The sequence below is a fragment of the Caballeronia sp. GACF4 genome (assembly GCF_023631025.1).
Taxonomy (GTDB): Bacteria; Pseudomonadota; Gammaproteobacteria; order Burkholderiales; family Burkholderiaceae; genus Caballeronia.
Window position 1 is genome coordinate 244,053 of record NZ_JALQDW010000002.1, and the last position, 17,216, is coordinate 261,268.

Genomic DNA, 17,216 nt, shown 5'->3' on the forward strand with positions numbered 1-17,216 from the left:
CGATTCCCGCAGCCGTATTACGCTTCTAATTAACCGCGAATAAGAGGCTTTATACGGACCAACGAAGAGTCATTGCAGTCTAATCGGAGTAATCCTATGGTGCGCGGATTGTTTGCGTCCTACTTTGACTCATTGAGTTTTTAACGTTTAGTTACTTGCTGCTTTTTGGCATTCTTTTATCGAGTTCAGATGTTTACTCGATGTTTATCGAGTTCAAGCAACGTAGCAGAAGAGAGACTTCGTTGGTTGCATAAAGCAATAAATGCGTTCTAACCAAAATCTAAAAATCAACAACATCATTTAGAGGGGCGACTTTGAAACTTCGCGTAGTGCTGGCCGACGATCATCCTTTCGTGGTCCTTGGCGTAAAGGCGCTTTTCAAGGCCGACGAGGGGATCGATGTCGTCGGTGAGGCGAATAATGCGAGCAGCCTTGTGGTCGAACTCGCGAAGACGCCATGTGACGTGCTTGTCACGGATTTCGCCATGCCTGAGCCTGGGCCGGACGCGCTAGACGGTTTACGGCTGATTCGTAGAGTCAAGCAAGAGTGGCCAAGCATCAAAATCGTCGTGCTGACGAGCGTCAGTAATGTCGCGATTCTTCGTTCTATTCTGAATGCCGGTGCCATCGGACTCGTGAATAAGGCGGAGGCTATTGAACTCGTGGCGACTGCCGTGCGCCATGCGGGAATCGATCGCCGTTATGTCAGTGGGTCTTTTGTTACCGCGTTAGCGGAAGCGGGCGCGGAAACCGAATCATCGCCAGAGGAACCGCGGCTTTCGCCCCGGGAAGAAGAAGTCGTTCGTTTGTTCGCCAAGGGTCGCACGATCACCGAAATCGCCAAAGCGTTGAACCGCGATGTGCGCACTATCAGTCGACAGAAGCGAGATGCGATGAACAAGCTCGGAATTAGAAACGACCCGGGTTTGTTCGCGTTTGTACGCGCTCAAGGACTCGGCTGAGTTATTGGTGTGGTGAGTTCGAATTCGGATGCATCTTATGTTTTTTAATGTTTCGGTATCCGATTCTTATCGGTGTCAAGAATGAATTTGAGTTCGCTCAACGCGTGAAGGTTTTAAGTGATGGAATCATTGAATGTAAGTCAAGTGTTCTCGCATGCCAGGAGAATTCGGTTAGCAATAGCGGACGATCACCCGCTCGTTATTCTTGCTATCGAACGGCTGGCTGGGAATTTTCCCAATGTAGAAGTGGTGAGTCGAAGCATCGATTCCACGCAGCTCGACGAGTGTCTGGCACGCGGCGAATGCGACGTGGCCATCGTCGACTTCTTCATGCCGGGGGGGCGCCATGGTGACGGCGTTCAACTCGTGCAGCACATTTCTTCGACTTATCCGAATGTGCACATCGTCGTGCTATCGCGCACCGATAACGCGACGCTCATCAAGCAGGCGCTGGACGCGGGCGCGCACGCGTTCCTCAGCAAAGAGGACCGGCTTGACCTCATCTACGTCGCGATCGTCTCGGTCATTGCCAACGAGACCTATCTCGGACCGGCAATTCGCCGTGCTTTGGCCATTGCAAATACGGAAAGTCACGCTCTGTTCATTCGGCAGAGACTGACTAGCCGGGAAATGGAAGTCATTGAAAACTATGCGCGCGGTGCCAACGTGACTGAGATCGCAAGGAAGCTGGGCCGTAGCGTAAAGACTATCAGCGCTCAGAAATGCGCCGCCATGCGCAAGCTGGATCTGTCCACGGACGCAGATCTGTATCGCTTCGTTGCGGACACGGACCTGATCTGACGCGCGCTTACAAGCAGCACTGCCGGCGGGCGTGGAGACGCACTGCCCTCGTTAGAAGGGCATGCCGGCTTTTAAAATAAAAGAGACCAATGAAAACAAGAATGCCGCTGAGGGCAATCATCGCCGATGATCACCCAATTGTCGTGAAGGGTATCAAGAGCTATCTCGAACGGGACGGCGCCGTCGAAGTAGTGGCGACGGCGCACGACACCCAAGAGCTGGCCGAAGCGCTGGATTCGACTGCTTGTGACTTCGTCTTTTCTGACATTGGAATGCAGGGGATGGAAGGTGAGAGCAGTTCCATCACATTCCTGAGGCGTTTTTCCAGTCGGGTCGAGCGGCCGAGGCTGGTCGTTATCACCATGCTTTCACAAGCTCGAATGCTAGCGGGACTCTTACGAATGGGCGTCGACGGTGTGGTCGACAAGCGCGACGGACTGGAGTCTCTCGAAACCGCAATTGCGGCCATCAGCGCAGGCAGACGGTTCGCCTCGCCGCTTGCCATAGATGCGTTGAGCAGCCTTCCAGAAACCATGCCCGCATGTGTCGGCGTATTGAGCCGGCGCGAGTGGGAAGTGTTTCGGCTGTACGCCAGTGGCATGGTGGTGCACGAGATTGCAAGCCGATTCGGACGAAGCAGTAAAACCATTGCTACTCAGAAACGCAGTGGCATGCGGAAGCTGGGCCTAAGTTCGGAGGCCGATCTCGTCGAGTATTTCAGGCAGGTGGGCCTCGTCTGACTGAAGTGGACGGTTGGCGTCATCAGAATTATTTAAGACGGTTCCGATGTCTGCGGCAACGGATGCGTATCAGACTTTACTGTTCGACGGCGCCTGCGACGACGTGTGTTGCGGCGTACGCAAGATTTCCAATGCGGTGTCCTTTCAACGACGCCGACTTTTACCTTTGAGAGATTCGATTTGAGTTCCGTCGTCGTGCGTTGCTGGTTCCTGCTCGTCGTGCTCCTGTCACCGTATTGCACGGAGGTGCGCGCGGATAGTGTCGCGCCTGGCGCGCGCGCGACCGCGGCTGAAATCTCGCCCGCCAGAGAAAGCATTCCGCCTATCGATGCGGATGCCTTCATGTTTCGCGCTAACGACGCGCTCTCGAACGTTTATGTCTCGGCAGCGCCGTCCCGCGTTCTGAGCGTTACCGCACTGCGCCTGCTTCCTGCACTGATTGGCGTGCTGGCCGTTTTGATCGTCACGCTTCGGGCATTCGTCCTGTTGCAGCGGGAAATGCGAAAGCGTCTCACCATCGAACAGCAACTCGCGACGCAGTTGAGCTTCCAGCAGACCATGATGGAAGTCGTGCCGTATCCGCTTGTCGCGAAGGACATGGACAATCGCTACGTCGCGGTCAACCGTGCGTTCGAGGAGGCCCTGGGCGTTCGCAGGACGGATATCGTCGGACAGACGGCGCTCGAAGTGGGCGCGTGGGGAGCAAAGCACAGCCGTTTGCTGCACGATCTCTCTGGTTGCACGCTCGCCACGGGCAAGCGTCAGGAAGTCGAGGCCGAGTTCTTCGACGAGTTCGGCAGATCGCGCTACGGCCTCTTTTGGACCGGTGCATTTCTGGCACCGGACGGCGAGCGAGCAGGCGTAGTCGGCACGATGATCGACATTACCGATATTCGCGACGCGGAGATGCACGCCCGTCGCACGGAGCGGCGCCTGCACGACGTCACGCGCTCGCTCCCCGCTGTCGTATTCCAACTGCGGCGTGCGCGCGATGGCGCTTACAGCCTTCCGTATATCGACGGCGACACGCGGCAACTGCTTGGCCTCGATCTTGGAGCGTTGGCTAACGATCCGCTCAAGGTATTGCGTCAAGTCAATTCCGAGGACGGCGTGCGCCTGCTGGCGGAAATAGAGCGGTCATCGCTTACGCTCGAGCCCTTGCATACGGAATTTCGAGCCGTCGTCGGCGGCGTGACGCGCTGGTTTCGCGCAGACCTCGTCGCTCATTGCGAAGACGACGGCGCCGTGGTCTGGAGCGGATATTGGGTGGATGCGAGCGTCGAGCACGCGCGCGCTGAAGAGCTTGCGCGGGCGAGAGATATCGCGGAAGCCGCATCGAGAGCGAAGGACGATTTTCTCGCCATGATGAGCCACGAAATCCGCACGCCTATGAACGGCGTTCTGGGTCTCGTCGAAGTGTTCGAAAATACGCCGCTCAATCCGGATCAGTCGCAAATGCTCGGCATGATTCAGGATTCAGCCAGCGCTTTACTTCAGATTCTCGACGATCTCCTGGACTATTCGAAGATCGAAGCAGGCCGTCTGACGATCGAGCCGACCGCGATCGATTTGCGCGAACTCGTCGATAGCGCCGTCGGCTTGCTGGCGGGCAGGGCACACGAAAAGGGCTTGCGAGTGCGAGTCAATGTCGCGCCGGAAGTGGCGGCTACCGTGCAGGGCGACAGCGTGCGTCTGAGGCAGATCATCTTCAACCTGATGAGCAACGCGATCAAGTTCACCAGCGCTGGTGAAGTCGCTGTGCACGTACGGGAAGTGGGATCGACGGAGTCCACTCAGCTGCTCGAACTTTGCGTGAAGGACACGGGCATTGGTATCGCGTCCGAGTCGCAGGCGAGTCTCTTCGAGCCGTTCGTGCAAGCGGAAAAGTCCACTACCCGACGCTTCGGCGGTACGGGCCTCGGACTGACCATTGTCAATCGGCTCGTGGACTTGATGGGTGCCACACTGACGTTACAGAGCGAAGTAGGCGTCGGCACATCCATGACGCTTCGCCTCGAACTGCCGGTCGAGACTTTGCAGTATCAGATCGACGGCTTGCGCGGCCGGCGAGGCATCGTGGCGATCGACGAAGAGCGCGTCGCCGACGCGTTGGTGAACTACGGACAGGCGCTCGGTCTGGTGCTTCAGCGCATTCCGTCGGATAGCCCGAGCCTGATGCTTCTGGAGACGTTCGAAGGCGTCGATATCGTATTTCTGAGCGATACGCACAAGGACAAGCTGCCGTTCGGCTCCCGCGTCATTCACGCGACGGAAAAGCCGAAGCCAACGGGTTATCGTATTCTTGAAGACGATATTCGCGTCAGCATCAATCCCATCTCTTGGCGAGGGCTTGGCGCTGCCTGCGTCGCGGCCTTGACCGGCATGCCGCAGATTGCGGCGCGCGCGACAATGGGCCTCGAACCGAAGAAAGAAGCGCCCGACCGCGAGGATGCTTTGCGCAACGGCAGGCTCGTGCTCGTGGCGGAGGATCATCCGGTTAATCAGGAGTTGATTCGCCACCAGCTTTCGTTGCTCGGGTTCGCCTGCGATGTCGTGCAGGATGGCGTCGAGGCGCTCGCGGCGCTCGAACAAACGCATTACGGCTTTCTGATCACAGACTGCCATATGCCGAACATGACCGGCTACGAACTGACGAGACGCGTGCGCTCCAACGAAGCGGGAACAGCCGTCCGACTGCCGATTCTCGGCATCACCGCTAGCACGGCGGCCGAGGAGCGCACCATGTGCCGCGACGCGGGTATGGACGATTGCCTCATCAAACCCACTCGGCTCGCGACGCTGCGCGAACATCTTAACCGGTGGTGGTTGAAGGATACGATCGCGCCAGAACCGGAAGGACGGGCAGTCGGCGGCGCCGAAGCAAGGCACGCGGAAGAAGACGAACTCGACCTTGAAGCGATGGCGCAACTCTGGGGCAGCGAGGCCACCGTCAAGGCGCTTCTCGATGCCTTCGTATCCTCGTTCCGCGACGATCTTGCCGCGCTCGAACCACTGGTCGCACGTGGCACGGTAGAACACTTGCGCGAATGGCATCATCGCGTGTCTGGGGCGGCGAGCGTCTTGCAGTATCGGCCGCTGCTTGATGCGCTGGAAACATTCAGGCGTGACTTGTCGAGTAAGCCACTTGCAATGCGTCGACGGGACGGAAATCTGTTGATCGTTCGCTGCAGGCAATTGCTCGAGCGCATAGAGGCGCAAGGCGCCGAGCTCGTTTAAGCGGTCGAATCACTCAAAGCGCGACGCGAATCAACCGCGTCGCGCTTTTTTCTTTTAGTCGGAAAGACTGGCCGCGCCGATATCGGACGTCGCACGGTCGCGGAAATGCATCAGCGCAAAGTCGACGAATGAACGCGTCTTAGCCGATACGTGTCTGCGTCCCGGATAAACGATCGACACTTCCTTGTCCGCGTCGTTGAGCGTGTAGGCCGGCAGCAAGCGCACGAGCGCGCCCGCTTCGACGTCCTGCCGGACATAGCTCTCGGGCAATACGGCAATGCCCATTCCCAATATCGCCGCCTGCCGCAACATGGGTGAACTGTTCACCGTGTACGACGGGTCGATCGACACTTCCTCGCGCGAACCCGTCGGACTGGTGAATGACCACTTCGATCCGTGAATATCCGTGGACGGCGCGAGAAACTCGTGTTTGACGAGAGCGGCGGGCCGCGCGGGCATGCCGCGGCGGGCGAGATAGTCGGGCGATGCGACGAGTGCCGCGGCGACCTTGAAAAGTGGCCGGTTGATGAGCGTGCCGCTATTGACGAGATGCGGCACGACGATGCCGACATCGAAGCCTTCATCGACGAGATCGACCGGCCGATGGAGCAGCGTAAGACTGAGCTTCACGCTCGGATAGCGATCGCGATAAGCGCGCAGCATGGGCGTGAGTTCGAGCAAGGAAAACGATGCCGATGCAACGAGCTTGAGTGTTCCGGATGGATCGACTGAACTGTTCGCTACTGATGCCTCAATATTCTCGACGTGTTCGATCACTGTTCGGCAGCCATCGGCGTATTCCTTGCCCGCTTCAGTCAGCGACACGCTTCGTGTCGTGCGATTCAGCAAGCGGGTATTGAGATGCGCTTCGAGTAGCGAGACATAGCGCGTGACCACGGCGTTCGAAAGATCGAGCGCTGCGGCCGCACGGCCAAAAGAAGATGTCTCCGCGACTTTGAGGAAGACGCGCATCGCCTGTAATTGGTTCATTAGCGGATGGCCTGACGAAAGCGTGAGCTGCGGGTGATCGGTGCGAAGTCAGCGAGGGCAGGAGTGCCGCCTCGCGTGCGCGATGTTACGTAGCCCGATACATCTTGTGAATAGGATGACTCCGATGTCTTCTCGCTGTCGCTCGTCAGCCACTGTCGCATGTGTGCAACGATGCTGCGCCTGGTCCATCTCGTTAAAGAAAAAGCATTCGGGTAAGTACCAGATGTGTAAGCGTTAAGTCATATTGAAATTCTATTTTTTGATTTATTCGAAAGACCTTTTGCGTGTTCCTTGGTGGTCTCTGCAAAAAGCCGCGCCATACACTTTGGGCTGCCGAATATCGGTGTGAGGCTTTCTCCGGGGCTTCGATCCCAGATGTGCCGCGCCGCGGCCTTAAGCAACTCATCGAGTCTCGTGACTCAATCAAAGGAATTCGCATGAAAAAGAATCTTATCGGAGCCGCAGTGGCCGCTCTGGCTGCATCGTTCGCCACGGCTGCAAGCGCACAAAGCAGCGTCACGCTGTACGGCACGTTGGACGCAGGTTTCACGTTCGTGAACAACGTGCGCTCGGCACCGGGTTCGGACTACAACAAGGCAAGCGCATGGGGCGTCACTGGCAACAACGTGCAAGACAGCCGTTGGGGCCTGACGGGCGCTGAAGATCTGGGCAACGGCATGAAGGCAGTCTTCAGGCTGGAAAGCGGCTTCAACCCGGCAAACGGTAGCGGCGCCGGTGCTGCTCGCCAATCGTATGTCGGCATTTCGACGAACCAAGGCACGGTAACGTTGGGTCGTCAGAACGACGCCGTGGCTGACTACCTTGGTCCTTTGAGCGCAACGGGCACGTTCGGCGGCACGTACTTCGCGCACCCGGACAACCTGGATAACCTGGACGGCAACAACTTCCGTCTCAGCAACTCGGTCAAGTTCCAGAGCGCCAACTATGCTGGTCTGACGTTCGGCGGCGAGTACGGCTTCTCGAACTCGGCAGGCAGCTTCGCGGCGAATCGCGCGTACAGCCTGGGTGCTGGCTACGCTAACGGCCCGATCAAGGCTGGCATTGCTTACACGCAAGCAAACGGCATCAACAGTAACAACGTCGGCGCGATCAACGGTGCTACGGTCGTTCCGCATGTCGTCGGTGACGCGTTTGTAGCAGCCGGTCAGCCGGCAGAGGCAGCAGAAGCCGCATTCGGCACGATCCGTCAACGTACGTTCGGCGCAGGCGCCAGCTACTCGACGAATGCTATGCAATTCGGCCTGCTGTGGACGCAAGTTCGTCAAGACGGCAGCAACTTCGACGCTACGGCCGTCACGAACAACTACGAAGCAAACGCTCGTTACGCTCTGACGCCGGCGCTGTCGCTGGGTGCGGCCTACACGTTCACCAACCAGAAGCTGGGTGCCGCAGGCGAATCGACGCGCGTTCGCTATCACCAGTTCGGCTTGCAGACCGACTACGCGTTGTCCAAGCGTACGGACGTCTACGCTGAAGGCGTGATGCAAATTGCAAGCGGTCTGCCGGAAAACGAATACCCGTCGGCTCAAATCAGCGGTGCAGCAGCATCGTCGAGCAGCCGTCAGGTTCTCGTGACGGCTGGTATCCGTCACCGCTTCTAAAGCGGGCTGAGTTGTAAGCAGTAGCTAGCTAGCAGTAGAAAGAAAAGGGCGCCGCGCGGCGCCCTTTTTGCATTCGCGCGCGCGAACGGCGTACGCTGGAAAACATCGATCATCCGAATGCTCTACCATGGCGATGCCGTAAGCGCATCAACAATATGAAAGCGAAGCGCTTGGCCGTCACCAAGGAGAGCCAGAATGATCCCGACGTGCAGACCACATGTCCGCTGCATCGCAGCCATGATGTTCACGTTGCTCGCATCCTCGGCGGCATTCGCCGATACCATCGCGCTGAAGGCGAATCTGCAGCCATCGAGCGAAGTCCCGCCACGCGTCAGCAAAGGCCACGGCATGCTCGACGCCACGTTCGACACCGACACCAAGGTCATCACCTGGACCGCGACTTACGCCGAGCTTTCCGGCCCGGTCACGATGGCCCACTTCCACGGTCCCGCGCCCGTCGGTCAGAACGCGAAGCCGCAAGTATCCGCCGACAAACATGCGCTCGCCAGTCCGATGAAAGGTCGGGCCACGCTCACCGAGCAGCAGGTCACGGACCTCATGGCGGGGCAATGGTATTTCAACATTCACACACAGGAAAACCCGACCGGCGAGCTTCGCGGTCAGGTGATGCCATCGAACTGATCGGCTCGACTCAAAGCCTGAGCCCGCTACGATGAGTTGGCAAAGCGCGTTCGCATGCTGGCTGCTCAAGCGGCAAATGCGGCCGGAAACGGCGAAGCCGACACTCGATGTCGAGCGCGCGCGGACCTACGCATCGCGTCGAATCTGGTTGCCGCGTGTACCGAAGGGATGGCGACTCGATATCGAGCCGGATGGCGAATGGTTGCGCCGCGAGAGCGCCGCGCATGATCGACGAACGGTGCTTTATCTCCACGGCGGCGGCTATTACTTTTGCTCGCCGCGCAGTCATCGAGCGATCACGTTCGGTCTTGCGACGCGTGCGGATGCCGACGTGTTTTCGCTCGATTACCGGCTGGCTCCCGAGCATCGCTTTCCGACCGCGCTCGACGACGCCGTTGCCGCTTACCTCCGCCTGCTCGCGTCGGGCATCGATGCAAAATCGATCGTCATTGCGGGCGATTCGGCCGGCGGTGGCCTCACGCTCGCCACATTGCTCGCGCTTCGCGATGCACGGGTTCCATTGCCCGCCGGCGCGGTTCTGTTTTCGCCGTGGACCGACCTGACCTGCGGCGGCGCGTCGATGCAAGCAAACGAAGGCCGTGACCCGATGTTCCACGCATCGGTCTTCCCGCGCGTGGCCGCGCTCTATCTCGGCGATGCCGATTCGCGTGATCCCTACGCATCACCGCTTTTCGGCGATTATCGAGGCCTGCCGCCGCTCCTGATTCAAGCAAGCGACACGGAATTGCTTCTCGACGATGCCACACGCGTCGCGAAGATAGCGCGCGAAACCAACGTGGACGTGCAATTGCAAATCTGGCGCAACGTCCCGCATATTTTCCAGATCTGGGCGCCATTCATGCCCGAAGCGCGCGATGCGCTCACGCAAGCCGCGCGTTTCATATCGACCACGACGAGCGCCGGCAACGCTCAGCGCCCGCCGATCACCTCGATGGTCTGATACGCGCGCTCGACCGCCGCCGTTCCGTATTGCCGTTCGAGTCTGCGCACAGTGAAGTGTCCGAGCGCCATCTGCTGAAAATGGTCGATGAACACGGTGTTGACCATGGCGCCGAGAACCGCGCCGATGGCCGGAATCGACTTGGCCGCGACCTGCTCGCTGACCTGCACCGAGAAGCGCGACGCGATGGTCTGCAAGAATTTGAGCAACGCGGTCGAGCCATGACTGCTCAATCCCTTGGCCGCGATTTCGTTGGTCGCGCGCGAGATGGACTGCGCGAGCGCGCCGCGAACGATGAAATAGCCGATGTCGGCGTTATCGTCGTCTTTGTGGGTGCCGCCCATGCCGAGCACCATCATGCATTGCAACTGCGTCTCCACGCGATGCACGTCCTCGCCTTCGCTGCGCGCGATGTCGCAAATCGAGCGAAACATCAACGTGGTCGTGACGGGCAACTCGACGGGCAACGCAAACAAGCCGAATGCGCCGCCCGCCGCACCCGTCGTCGCGACGGCGAGTTTGTGCATCAGATTGCGCGGTTTGTCCGGCGGCGGCGCGAGCAGCGAGTCGGACGGCGCGCTGTTGCCGAGCGTGCGCAGCGCAAGCTGCAGGCATTTCTTGAGCGCGACTTGCGTGGCTTCGTCGACTTTCCCCTGGGCCGAGGCTGGAAGCCGTCCCATGAGTTTTTCGATCGGCGCGCCGACCACGCTCGCCAGTTTCATCGTGAGCGAAGGGCTTTCGAGCGCCTCCTTCGCGCGGGACAGAGCGGTGAAATCTTCGGCAGTAAGCGGCGAAGTGATGATGGGCGTCGGTTGCATACGAAAAATGTCCGGGAACGTGCATGAAGAGAGCGGTGGGCCACACGGCTTAGAGCACGCGAGCGTGCTATGATTCCCCATTCTTTGACTCGTCAATAATTGCGTCCACAAAAATGGCCGTTCACACAGCCGCGCATCACTCCAGCGGACAGGTCTTGCCCTTCCGCGAATCGCTCATGGCGATGTTGGGCATCTCTTTCGTCACCATGCTCGTCGCGCTGGACCAGACCGTCGTGGGCACCGCGCTGCCTACTATCGTGGCCGAACTCAAAGGCTTCGATCTCTACGCCTGGGTCGCGACCTCCTATCTGCTGACCTCCGTCATTACCGTGCCTATTTTCGGGCGGCTCGGTGACTACTACGGTCGCAAACCCTTCGTGATCGCTTCGATTATCGTGTTCACGGTGGCGTCCGTGTTGTGCGGACTCGCCAACAGCATGATGTTTTTGGTGCTCGCGCGCGGTTTGCAGGGCATCGGCGGCGGGATGCTGGTTGGCACCGCGTTCGCGTGCATCGCGGATCTGTTCCCGGATTCGGTCGTGCGCCTCCGCTGGCAGGTGCTGATGAGTTCCGCTTTCGGCATCGCCAATGCGGTCGGCCCTTCGCTCGGCGGGATTCTCACGCAGTATTACGGCTGGCGCTCGGTGTTCTACGTGAATCTGCCCGTCGGCGTGCTGTCGCTGTTCTTCGTCTGGCGCTTTTTGCCGCATCTGCGGCATGTCGCGCACGAAGGCAAGATGCGGCTCGACTGGCCCGGCGCCGCGCTGATCGCGGTTGCGCTCGGCGCGCTGCAATTGTTCGTCGAGATGTTGCCGAAGCACGGCATCAGTGTCGAGACGGCGATGCTGTTGGCGGTGGCCATCGTGGCGTCCTACAGCCTGTGGAAGTGGGAACTGCGTTGCAGCTACGCGATTCTTCCCGTCGATATGTTCCGCAACAAGAGCCTCGCCGCGCTGTTCACGCTGGCGATTCTCGGCGGCTTCACCATGTTCTCGCTGCTGTTCTATGCGCCGCTGCTGTTCCAGGGCGGCTTCGGCATGTCGCCGAAAGACGCGGGCATGATGATCACGCCGCTCGTCGTGTTCATTACCATTGGCAGTATCGTGAACGGACGAATCGTGACGCGTTTGAAGAACGCGAATCTCATGCTGTACGTGGGTTTCGCGTTTCTCGCCGCGTCGTGTTTCGGCGTGGTGATCGCCACGCATACGATGCCGCGTTCCATGCTGCTCGTCGTCATGCTGATGGGCGGGCTCGGCCTGGGCTTCGTCATGCCGAACCTCACCGTGTTCGCGCAACAGACCGCGGGACGTCAGCATCTGGGAATTGCGACGGCATTGTTGCAATCGCTACGCATGATCGGCGGGATGATCGGCACGGCATTGACCGGCACGCTCGTGAGCCATCTGTACGCGAGCGGCGTGAGCCTCGCGCTTGAACGAGATCACGCAATGCACTGGCTCGGCGATCTTTCCGATCCGCAAATCCTCATCAATCGCGAAGGACAGGACACGCTGCTCGCGCAGCTTGCGGCTGCGGGTCATAACGGCGCGATGCTGCTCGAATCCGCGCGCGAATCGCTGGTGGCGGCAATCCACATCGGCCTGGCGGTCGCGGCCGTCGTCGCGGTCGTTTCGCTCTGGCAGTCGCGCCGCGTGCCGCCCGTGCGCTTGAAACGAACGCACGAACCGGTCATCCTCGCCGAATGAATTACAACGGAATCGAGAGCATGAACGAACAGGAACGTATCGCGGTGGTGCAGCAGTTCGGGCGGACGTATCGCGCTTTCATGTCGGCGTTCGAAGCAGCCGTCGGCCAGCCGATGCCGCGCTGGCGCATTCTGTTCGCCTTGCATGAGCACGAGGGCGAGGTGTCGCAGAAGAAACTCGTCGAACGCCTGCGCGTGGACCCGGGCGCGCTGACTCGTCAGTTGAAGACGCTGGAAGGTCTCGGCTGGGTCGTGCGCAGCGTGGATGTTCGCGACAATCGCGTGTCGAATGTCGCGTTGACAGCGCAAGGCCGCGCGGCGGCGGAAGAGGGCATGCCACGCCGCACGGCGTTTCTGCACGACACCATGGCATCGTTGCCGGACGACGCCATCGAGGCGCTGTCGGGCGCGCTTCATATGCTCGAAGCGCGCATTCAGGAAGTCGCGGTGCAAAACGCGGCGAACGCCGCACTCGTCGATACCGCCGCCGAAAAAGCCTGACGCGTCAAAAGAACGTTTCGATCACTTCGGTGACGCGGTATTTAGGATCGACCACGAGCACCTGACGCCACTTGTCGAAAGTGAGACACGGGTGCGAGATGTCGAAGGCGATCATGTCGCCGACCTTGAGATCATCGCCGGGCTTGATGCGCAAGTAAGCGTGCTGGTCCATCAGGCCAAAAATTTCCCAGCCTTCATCCGTCGAGATATCGCGTGGCGCTTCCGTGCCCGGACGAAAATGCTTCGCCGGTTCCGGCAAGCCCGCGTCGAATGCGGAATCGCGCTTGCCGAGCCCGATGATCGCGCGGTCCGGCTCGGGAATGGACTGCACGTACGCCCACAATTGCAGCGCGGGTTTAAGCCCTTGCCCCATCTTCTTCGCGATGGGATTGCGCGCGAAGATTTCGTTCTGCGCTTTCTTGTAGATGCCGACGTCGTGCGTCAGATAGCAGCCGGGACGCAGTACGACTTCAATGGCGTCGCTGTTCGCCTTGGCGAATTCGTCGGCGACCACGTCGTACCATGCCGATCCCGCGCCCGAGAGAATCGCCGGCTTGCGCGCGATCTTGCCAGCATCGATCAGAGCGCGGGTGATGTCGACGGCGCTCTTCAAAAAGTCGCGTACCTTCGATTCGTCCTGCAAGACGCCCTCGTATAGTTCGATTCCCGCCAGTTCGATCGTGCCCGGCCAGCGCGCGATGGCCGCGAGCACGGCTTCGCGCTGCGCGTCGTCGCGCACGCCCGTGCGTCCGCCCGGCACGCCGAGTTCGATCAGCACGTTCAGCTTCTTGTGCACGTCGCTGAAGAATGCGCCCAGTTGATCGACGCCATCCGCTGAATCGACGAGACAGAAGAACTCGAAGTTCGGGTCCGTCAGCAACTCGGCGATCATGCCCATGTTGCGTTTGCCGACGAGCTGATTCGCCAGCAGGATGCGATACACGCCGCCGCGATACGCCGCGCGCACCTGATGCGCCGTGGCAAGCGTGATGCCCCACGCGCCGGTGTTGAGTTGGCGGCGAAAGAGTTGCGGCGCCATGGTGGTCTTGCCGTGCGGCGCGAGTTTCACGCCGTACTCTTCGACGAACGCCTGCATCCACTTCAAATTGTGTTCGATGCGCTCTGCATACAGCACGGCGGCAGGCAAGCTCACGTCCTCTTCGAGCAGGTTCCATTGCAGACGCGCCGCGTCCGTCAGATTGATGCCCGTGCCCGGCACCATGCCGAGACCCTTGCCAAACGGGTCGATTGTCGCGTTCTGATAGTTTGTAACTTTCATGTGCTGCTACTCCATCGTCCGGATGAATAGATTCTGTCGGTGCTTAAAATGGCGTCGCGGTTGACGGCATCATGTTACCCAAAGTAGCATTCTCGTTGAAATGTTATTTAGTAACATACACTGTGGGTTAACCCTGTCAGCACTATGAACGGCCACGCCGATTCGCTCACCTTCGATATCGTCGCGCGCATCGCGCAACGCGCGCCCGAATTGCGCAGTGCCGAGCGCAAGGTCGCCGCGCTGATCCTCGACGATCTCACGGGCGCGTCACGGGCAAGCATCGGCGCGCTTGCGGACAAGGCGGAAGTAAGTATCGCCACGGTCACGCGCTTTGCGAAAGCGGTCGGCTGTCAGGACGTGCGCGAACTCAAGCTGCGGCTCGCGCAGGCGGCGGGCGTCGGGCAACGCTTTCTGAAGCCCGAACCGGACGCCGTGCCTGAAACACTCGCCGCGCGTATCTTCGAGGAAGTGCAGGCCACGCTCGCACAGAATCAGGGTGCGCTGCGTGCCGCGCCCATCGCGCAAGCCGCCGATGCACTCGCGGCTGCGTCGATGATCTACGTGTTCGGCATGGGCGGCGGCTCGACCGCGCTCGCCGACGAGATGCGCTTTCGTCTCGTGCGGCTCGGGCGGCCGGTGGCGTCGTATCAGGACGGACTGCTGCAGCGCATGGTGGCATCGACGTTATCGAGCGAACACGTCGTTGTCGCGCTGTCCGTGACGGGGCAGACGCCGGAGATGCTCGAAAGCTGCCGAATCGCGCGTGAATACGGCGCGTGCGTGATCGCGTTGACCGCGCCGGCGTCGCCGCTGGCGAAGCTCGCGGACTGGCTCATTCCGGTCATCGCAATAGAAACGGATTTCATCTACAAGCCTTCGTCGTCGCGTTACGCAATGATGATGGCGCTCGATCTGCTCGTCACCGAACTCGCGGTGAAGCAGGCCGATCACAGCCGTGAACTGCTGCGCCGCATGAAGCACGCGCTCGATGCGCATCGTGGCGGCGGCGAGCGGCAACCTTTGGGAGACTGACATGGAATCGCCCTCGAAGCAGAAGGCCGATACGTTGATCATCGGTGCGCGTGTGATCGACGGCACGGGTGCGCCCGCGGTCGAGCGCGATGTCGCGGTGCGCGATGGCCGCATCGTCGCCATCGTGGCGCCCGGCGCCCTCGCCAACTGGAACGCCGATGAAGTGTTCGACGCGCAGGGCAAGGTGCTGGCGCCCGGTTTCATCGACGTCCATACGCACGACGACACGCACGTGATCCGCTCGCCGCAGATGATGCCGAAGATCACGCAAGGCGTGACCACGGTGATCGTCGGCAATTGCGGGATCAGCGCGTCGCCGGTGACGTTGAAGGGCAACCCGCCCGATCCGATGAATCTGCTCGGCGACGCCGACGCGTTCAAATATCCGACCTTCGCCGCTTATGTCGATGCCGTCAACGAAGCGCGTCCCGCCGTGAATGTCGGCGCGCTGATCGGCCATACGGCGCTGCGCAACAATCACATGGACCGGCTGGATCGCGCGGCGAACGGCGCTGAAGTGGATGGCATGCGAGCGCAACTCGAAGAAGCGCTGGATAACGGCGCGCTGGGGTTATCGAGCGGGCTGGCTTATGGTTCGGCGTTCAACGCGCCGCCAGAGGAAGTGGAGGCGCTTGCCGAGCCGCTTGCCAAGGCAGGCGCGCTATACACGACGCACATGCGCACCGAGTTCGATGCAATTCTCGATGCAATGGAAGAGGCGTATCGCGTCGGTCGCCATGCGCGTGTGCCGGTGGTGATTTCGCATTTGAAGTGCGCGGGACCGTCGAACTGGGGACGCAGCGTGGAAGTGCTGAAGTCGCTCGAAACGGTGCGCGAGGGTCAGCCGCTCGGTTGCGATTGTTATCCGTATAACCGCAGTTCGTCGACGCTGGATCTGAAGCAGGTGACGGGGGATATCGACATCACCATCACGTGGTCGGAGCCGCATTCGGAGATGGCGGGCAAGCTGATTCGCGAGGTGGCGGCCGAGTGGAACGTGAGCCAGCAGGATGCGGCAAAACGCTTGCAGCCGGCGGGCGCGGTGTATCACAACATGTCGGAAGACGATGTGCGGCGCATTCTCGCGCATCCCGCGACGATGGTTGGCTCGGATGGCTTGCCGAACGATCCGCTGCCGCATCCGCGCTTGTGGGGCGCGTTTCCGCGCGTTCTTGGCCACTACGCGCGCGATACGGCGCTGATGCCGCTCGAAGAAGCGGTGCGCAAGATGACGAGCCTGACGGCGCGGCGTTTCAGCCTGCCCGAGCGTGGCGAAGTGAAAGTGGGTTATCACGCCGATCTGGTCGTGTTCGATCCCGAGCGTGTGCGCGATGCCGCGACCTTCGCGAAGCCGCAGCAGGCGGCGGACGGCATTGACGCGGTGTGGGTGAATGGGGTTTTGACGTATCGCGATGCCGCCGTGACCGGCGCGCGCGCGGGACGTTTCGTGGCGCGCGGCGCGGCATCCAAGCTGGATGCGCAGGGCGCGTTTTGAATTCTTTACGATTGAATCAAGGAGTTGAACGATGAAGCGATATGGCGTTGAAGGCGGCAAGGGACAAGGCGGGGCGCATATGCCTTTTGCACGCGCGGTGGAGGCCGATGGCTGGCTCTTCGTGTCGGGCCAGACGCCGATGGAGAACGGCGAAGTGATCAACGGCGGAATCGTCGAGCAGACGCATAAGGCAATTCAAAACGTGATCGCCATTCTGACGGAAGCGGGATACGGCACGGAGCATGTCGTGCGCTGCGGCGTCTGGCTGGACGATCCGCGCGATTTCGCTTCTTTCAACAAGATCTTCAAGGAGTACTTCGGCGCGAATCCGCCGGCGAGAGCTTGCGTGGTGTCGTCAATGGTGATCGATTGCAAGGTCGAGGTGGATTGCGTGGCTTATAAGAAGGCGTCGGCTTGAACATCAATGC

General features: G+C 60.2%; 15 protein-coding genes. 12 read left to right on the forward strand and 3 right to left on the reverse strand.

Translation table 11 applies throughout. From position 1 onward, the window contains the following. The first annotated feature begins 314 nt into the window (after positions 1-314). From NCR40_RS01240 to NCR40_RS01255, 4 genes are all read left to right on the forward strand, one after another. A complete protein-coding gene (locus tag NCR40_RS01240; protein ID WP_250508536.1) occupies positions 315-962 on the forward strand; it encodes a response regulator in 648 nt (215 codons plus the stop codon). A 120-nt stretch (positions 963-1,082) separates the two neighbouring features. Beyond that, positions 1,083-1,763, forward strand: coding sequence for a response regulator (locus tag NCR40_RS01245; RefSeq protein WP_250508537.1), 681 nt, complete (start codon positions 1,083-1,085; stop codon positions 1,761-1,763). Positions 1,764-1,852: 89 nt separating this feature from the next. Then, positions 1,853-2,503, forward strand: coding sequence for a response regulator (locus NCR40_RS01250; protein ID WP_250508538.1), 651 nt, complete (start codon positions 1,853-1,855; stop codon positions 2,501-2,503). 180 nt (positions 2,504-2,683) lie between these two features. Then, the gene (locus NCR40_RS01255) at positions 2,684-5,740 is read left to right on the forward strand and encodes an ATP-binding protein (RefSeq protein ID WP_350029283.1); all 3,057 of its coding nucleotides are present in this window, start codon (positions 2,684-2,686) and stop codon (positions 5,738-5,740) included. Between the two features lie 54 nt (positions 5,741-5,794). On the opposite strand, the gene NCR40_RS01260 is transcribed toward NCR40_RS01255, so the two are convergent. Continuing rightward, a complete protein-coding gene (locus tag NCR40_RS01260; protein WP_250508539.1) occupies positions 5,795-6,730 on the reverse strand; it encodes a LysR family transcriptional regulator in 936 nt (311 codons plus the stop codon). Between the two features lie 437 nt (positions 6,731-7,167). Between NCR40_RS01260 and NCR40_RS01265 the strand changes: the two genes are divergently transcribed. From NCR40_RS01265 to NCR40_RS01275, 3 genes are all read left to right on the forward strand, one after another. Beyond that, the gene (locus NCR40_RS01265) at positions 7,168-8,352 is read left to right on the forward strand and encodes a porin (protein ID WP_284503747.1); all 1,185 of its coding nucleotides are present in this window, start codon (positions 7,168-7,170) and stop codon (positions 8,350-8,352) included. A gap of 237 nt (positions 8,353-8,589) precedes the next feature. Continuing rightward, entirely contained in the window at positions 8,590-8,994 is a 405-nt protein-coding gene (locus tag NCR40_RS01270) for a CHRD domain-containing protein (RefSeq protein ID WP_250508541.1), read from the forward strand. Between the two features lie 31 nt (positions 8,995-9,025). Further along, positions 9,026-9,955, forward strand: a complete 930-nt coding sequence (locus NCR40_RS01275; RefSeq protein WP_250508542.1) for an alpha/beta hydrolase — start codon at positions 9,026-9,028, stop codon at positions 9,953-9,955. On the opposite strand, the gene NCR40_RS01280 is transcribed toward NCR40_RS01275, so the two are convergent. Then, positions 9,925-10,773 carry an EcsC family protein gene (locus tag NCR40_RS01280; protein ID WP_244826944.1) on the reverse strand — a complete coding sequence of 283 codons (849 nt, stop codon included), beginning with the start codon at positions 10,771-10,773 and terminating at the stop codon, positions 9,925-9,927. The genes NCR40_RS01275 and NCR40_RS01280 overlap by 31 nt on opposite strands. Before the next feature lie 113 nt (positions 10,774-10,886). Here NCR40_RS01280 and NCR40_RS01285 point away from each other — a divergent pair, with 113 nt between their 5' ends. Together NCR40_RS01285 and NCR40_RS01290 are read left to right on the forward strand one after the other, a co-directional pair. Continuing rightward, a complete protein-coding gene (locus NCR40_RS01285) occupies positions 10,887-12,482 on the forward strand; it encodes an MDR family MFS transporter (protein ID WP_244826945.1) in 1,596 nt (531 codons plus the stop codon). Positions 12,483-12,502: 20 nt separating this feature from the next. Then, on the forward strand, positions 12,503-12,982 hold the full coding sequence (locus NCR40_RS01290) for a MarR family winged helix-turn-helix transcriptional regulator (protein ID WP_250462921.1): 480 nt from the start codon (positions 12,503-12,505) through the stop codon (positions 12,980-12,982). 4 nt (positions 12,983-12,986) lie between these two features. On the opposite strand, the gene NCR40_RS01295 is transcribed toward NCR40_RS01290, so the two are convergent. Beyond that, positions 12,987-14,261: an amino acid deaminase gene (locus tag NCR40_RS01295; RefSeq protein WP_250508543.1), complete on the reverse strand. Its 1,275-nt coding sequence runs from the start codon at positions 14,259-14,261 to the stop codon at positions 12,987-12,989. A 144-nt stretch (positions 14,262-14,405) separates the two neighbouring features. On the opposite strand from NCR40_RS01295, the gene NCR40_RS01300 reads away from it, so the two are divergent. Genes NCR40_RS01300 through NCR40_RS01310 form a run of 3 tightly spaced genes read left to right on the forward strand, consistent with a single transcriptional unit; the run spans position 14,406 to position 17,206 of the window. Then, positions 14,406-15,293 carry a MurR/RpiR family transcriptional regulator gene (locus NCR40_RS01300; RefSeq protein WP_250462928.1) on the forward strand — a complete coding sequence of 296 codons (888 nt, stop codon included), beginning with the start codon at positions 14,406-14,408 and terminating at the stop codon, positions 15,291-15,293. Between the two features lies 1 nt (position 15,294). Next, positions 15,295-16,788 (forward strand): N-acyl-D-amino-acid deacylase family protein, encoded by a 1,494-nt coding sequence (locus tag NCR40_RS01305; protein ID WP_250508544.1) that lies wholly within the window; start codon positions 15,295-15,297, stop codon positions 16,786-16,788. 31 nt (positions 16,789-16,819) lie between these two features. After that, complete coding sequence (locus NCR40_RS01310; RefSeq protein WP_244826950.1) at positions 16,820-17,206, forward strand: RidA family protein; 387 nt, start codon at positions 16,820-16,822, stop codon at positions 17,204-17,206. Positions 17,207-17,216: the final 10 nt, after the last annotated feature.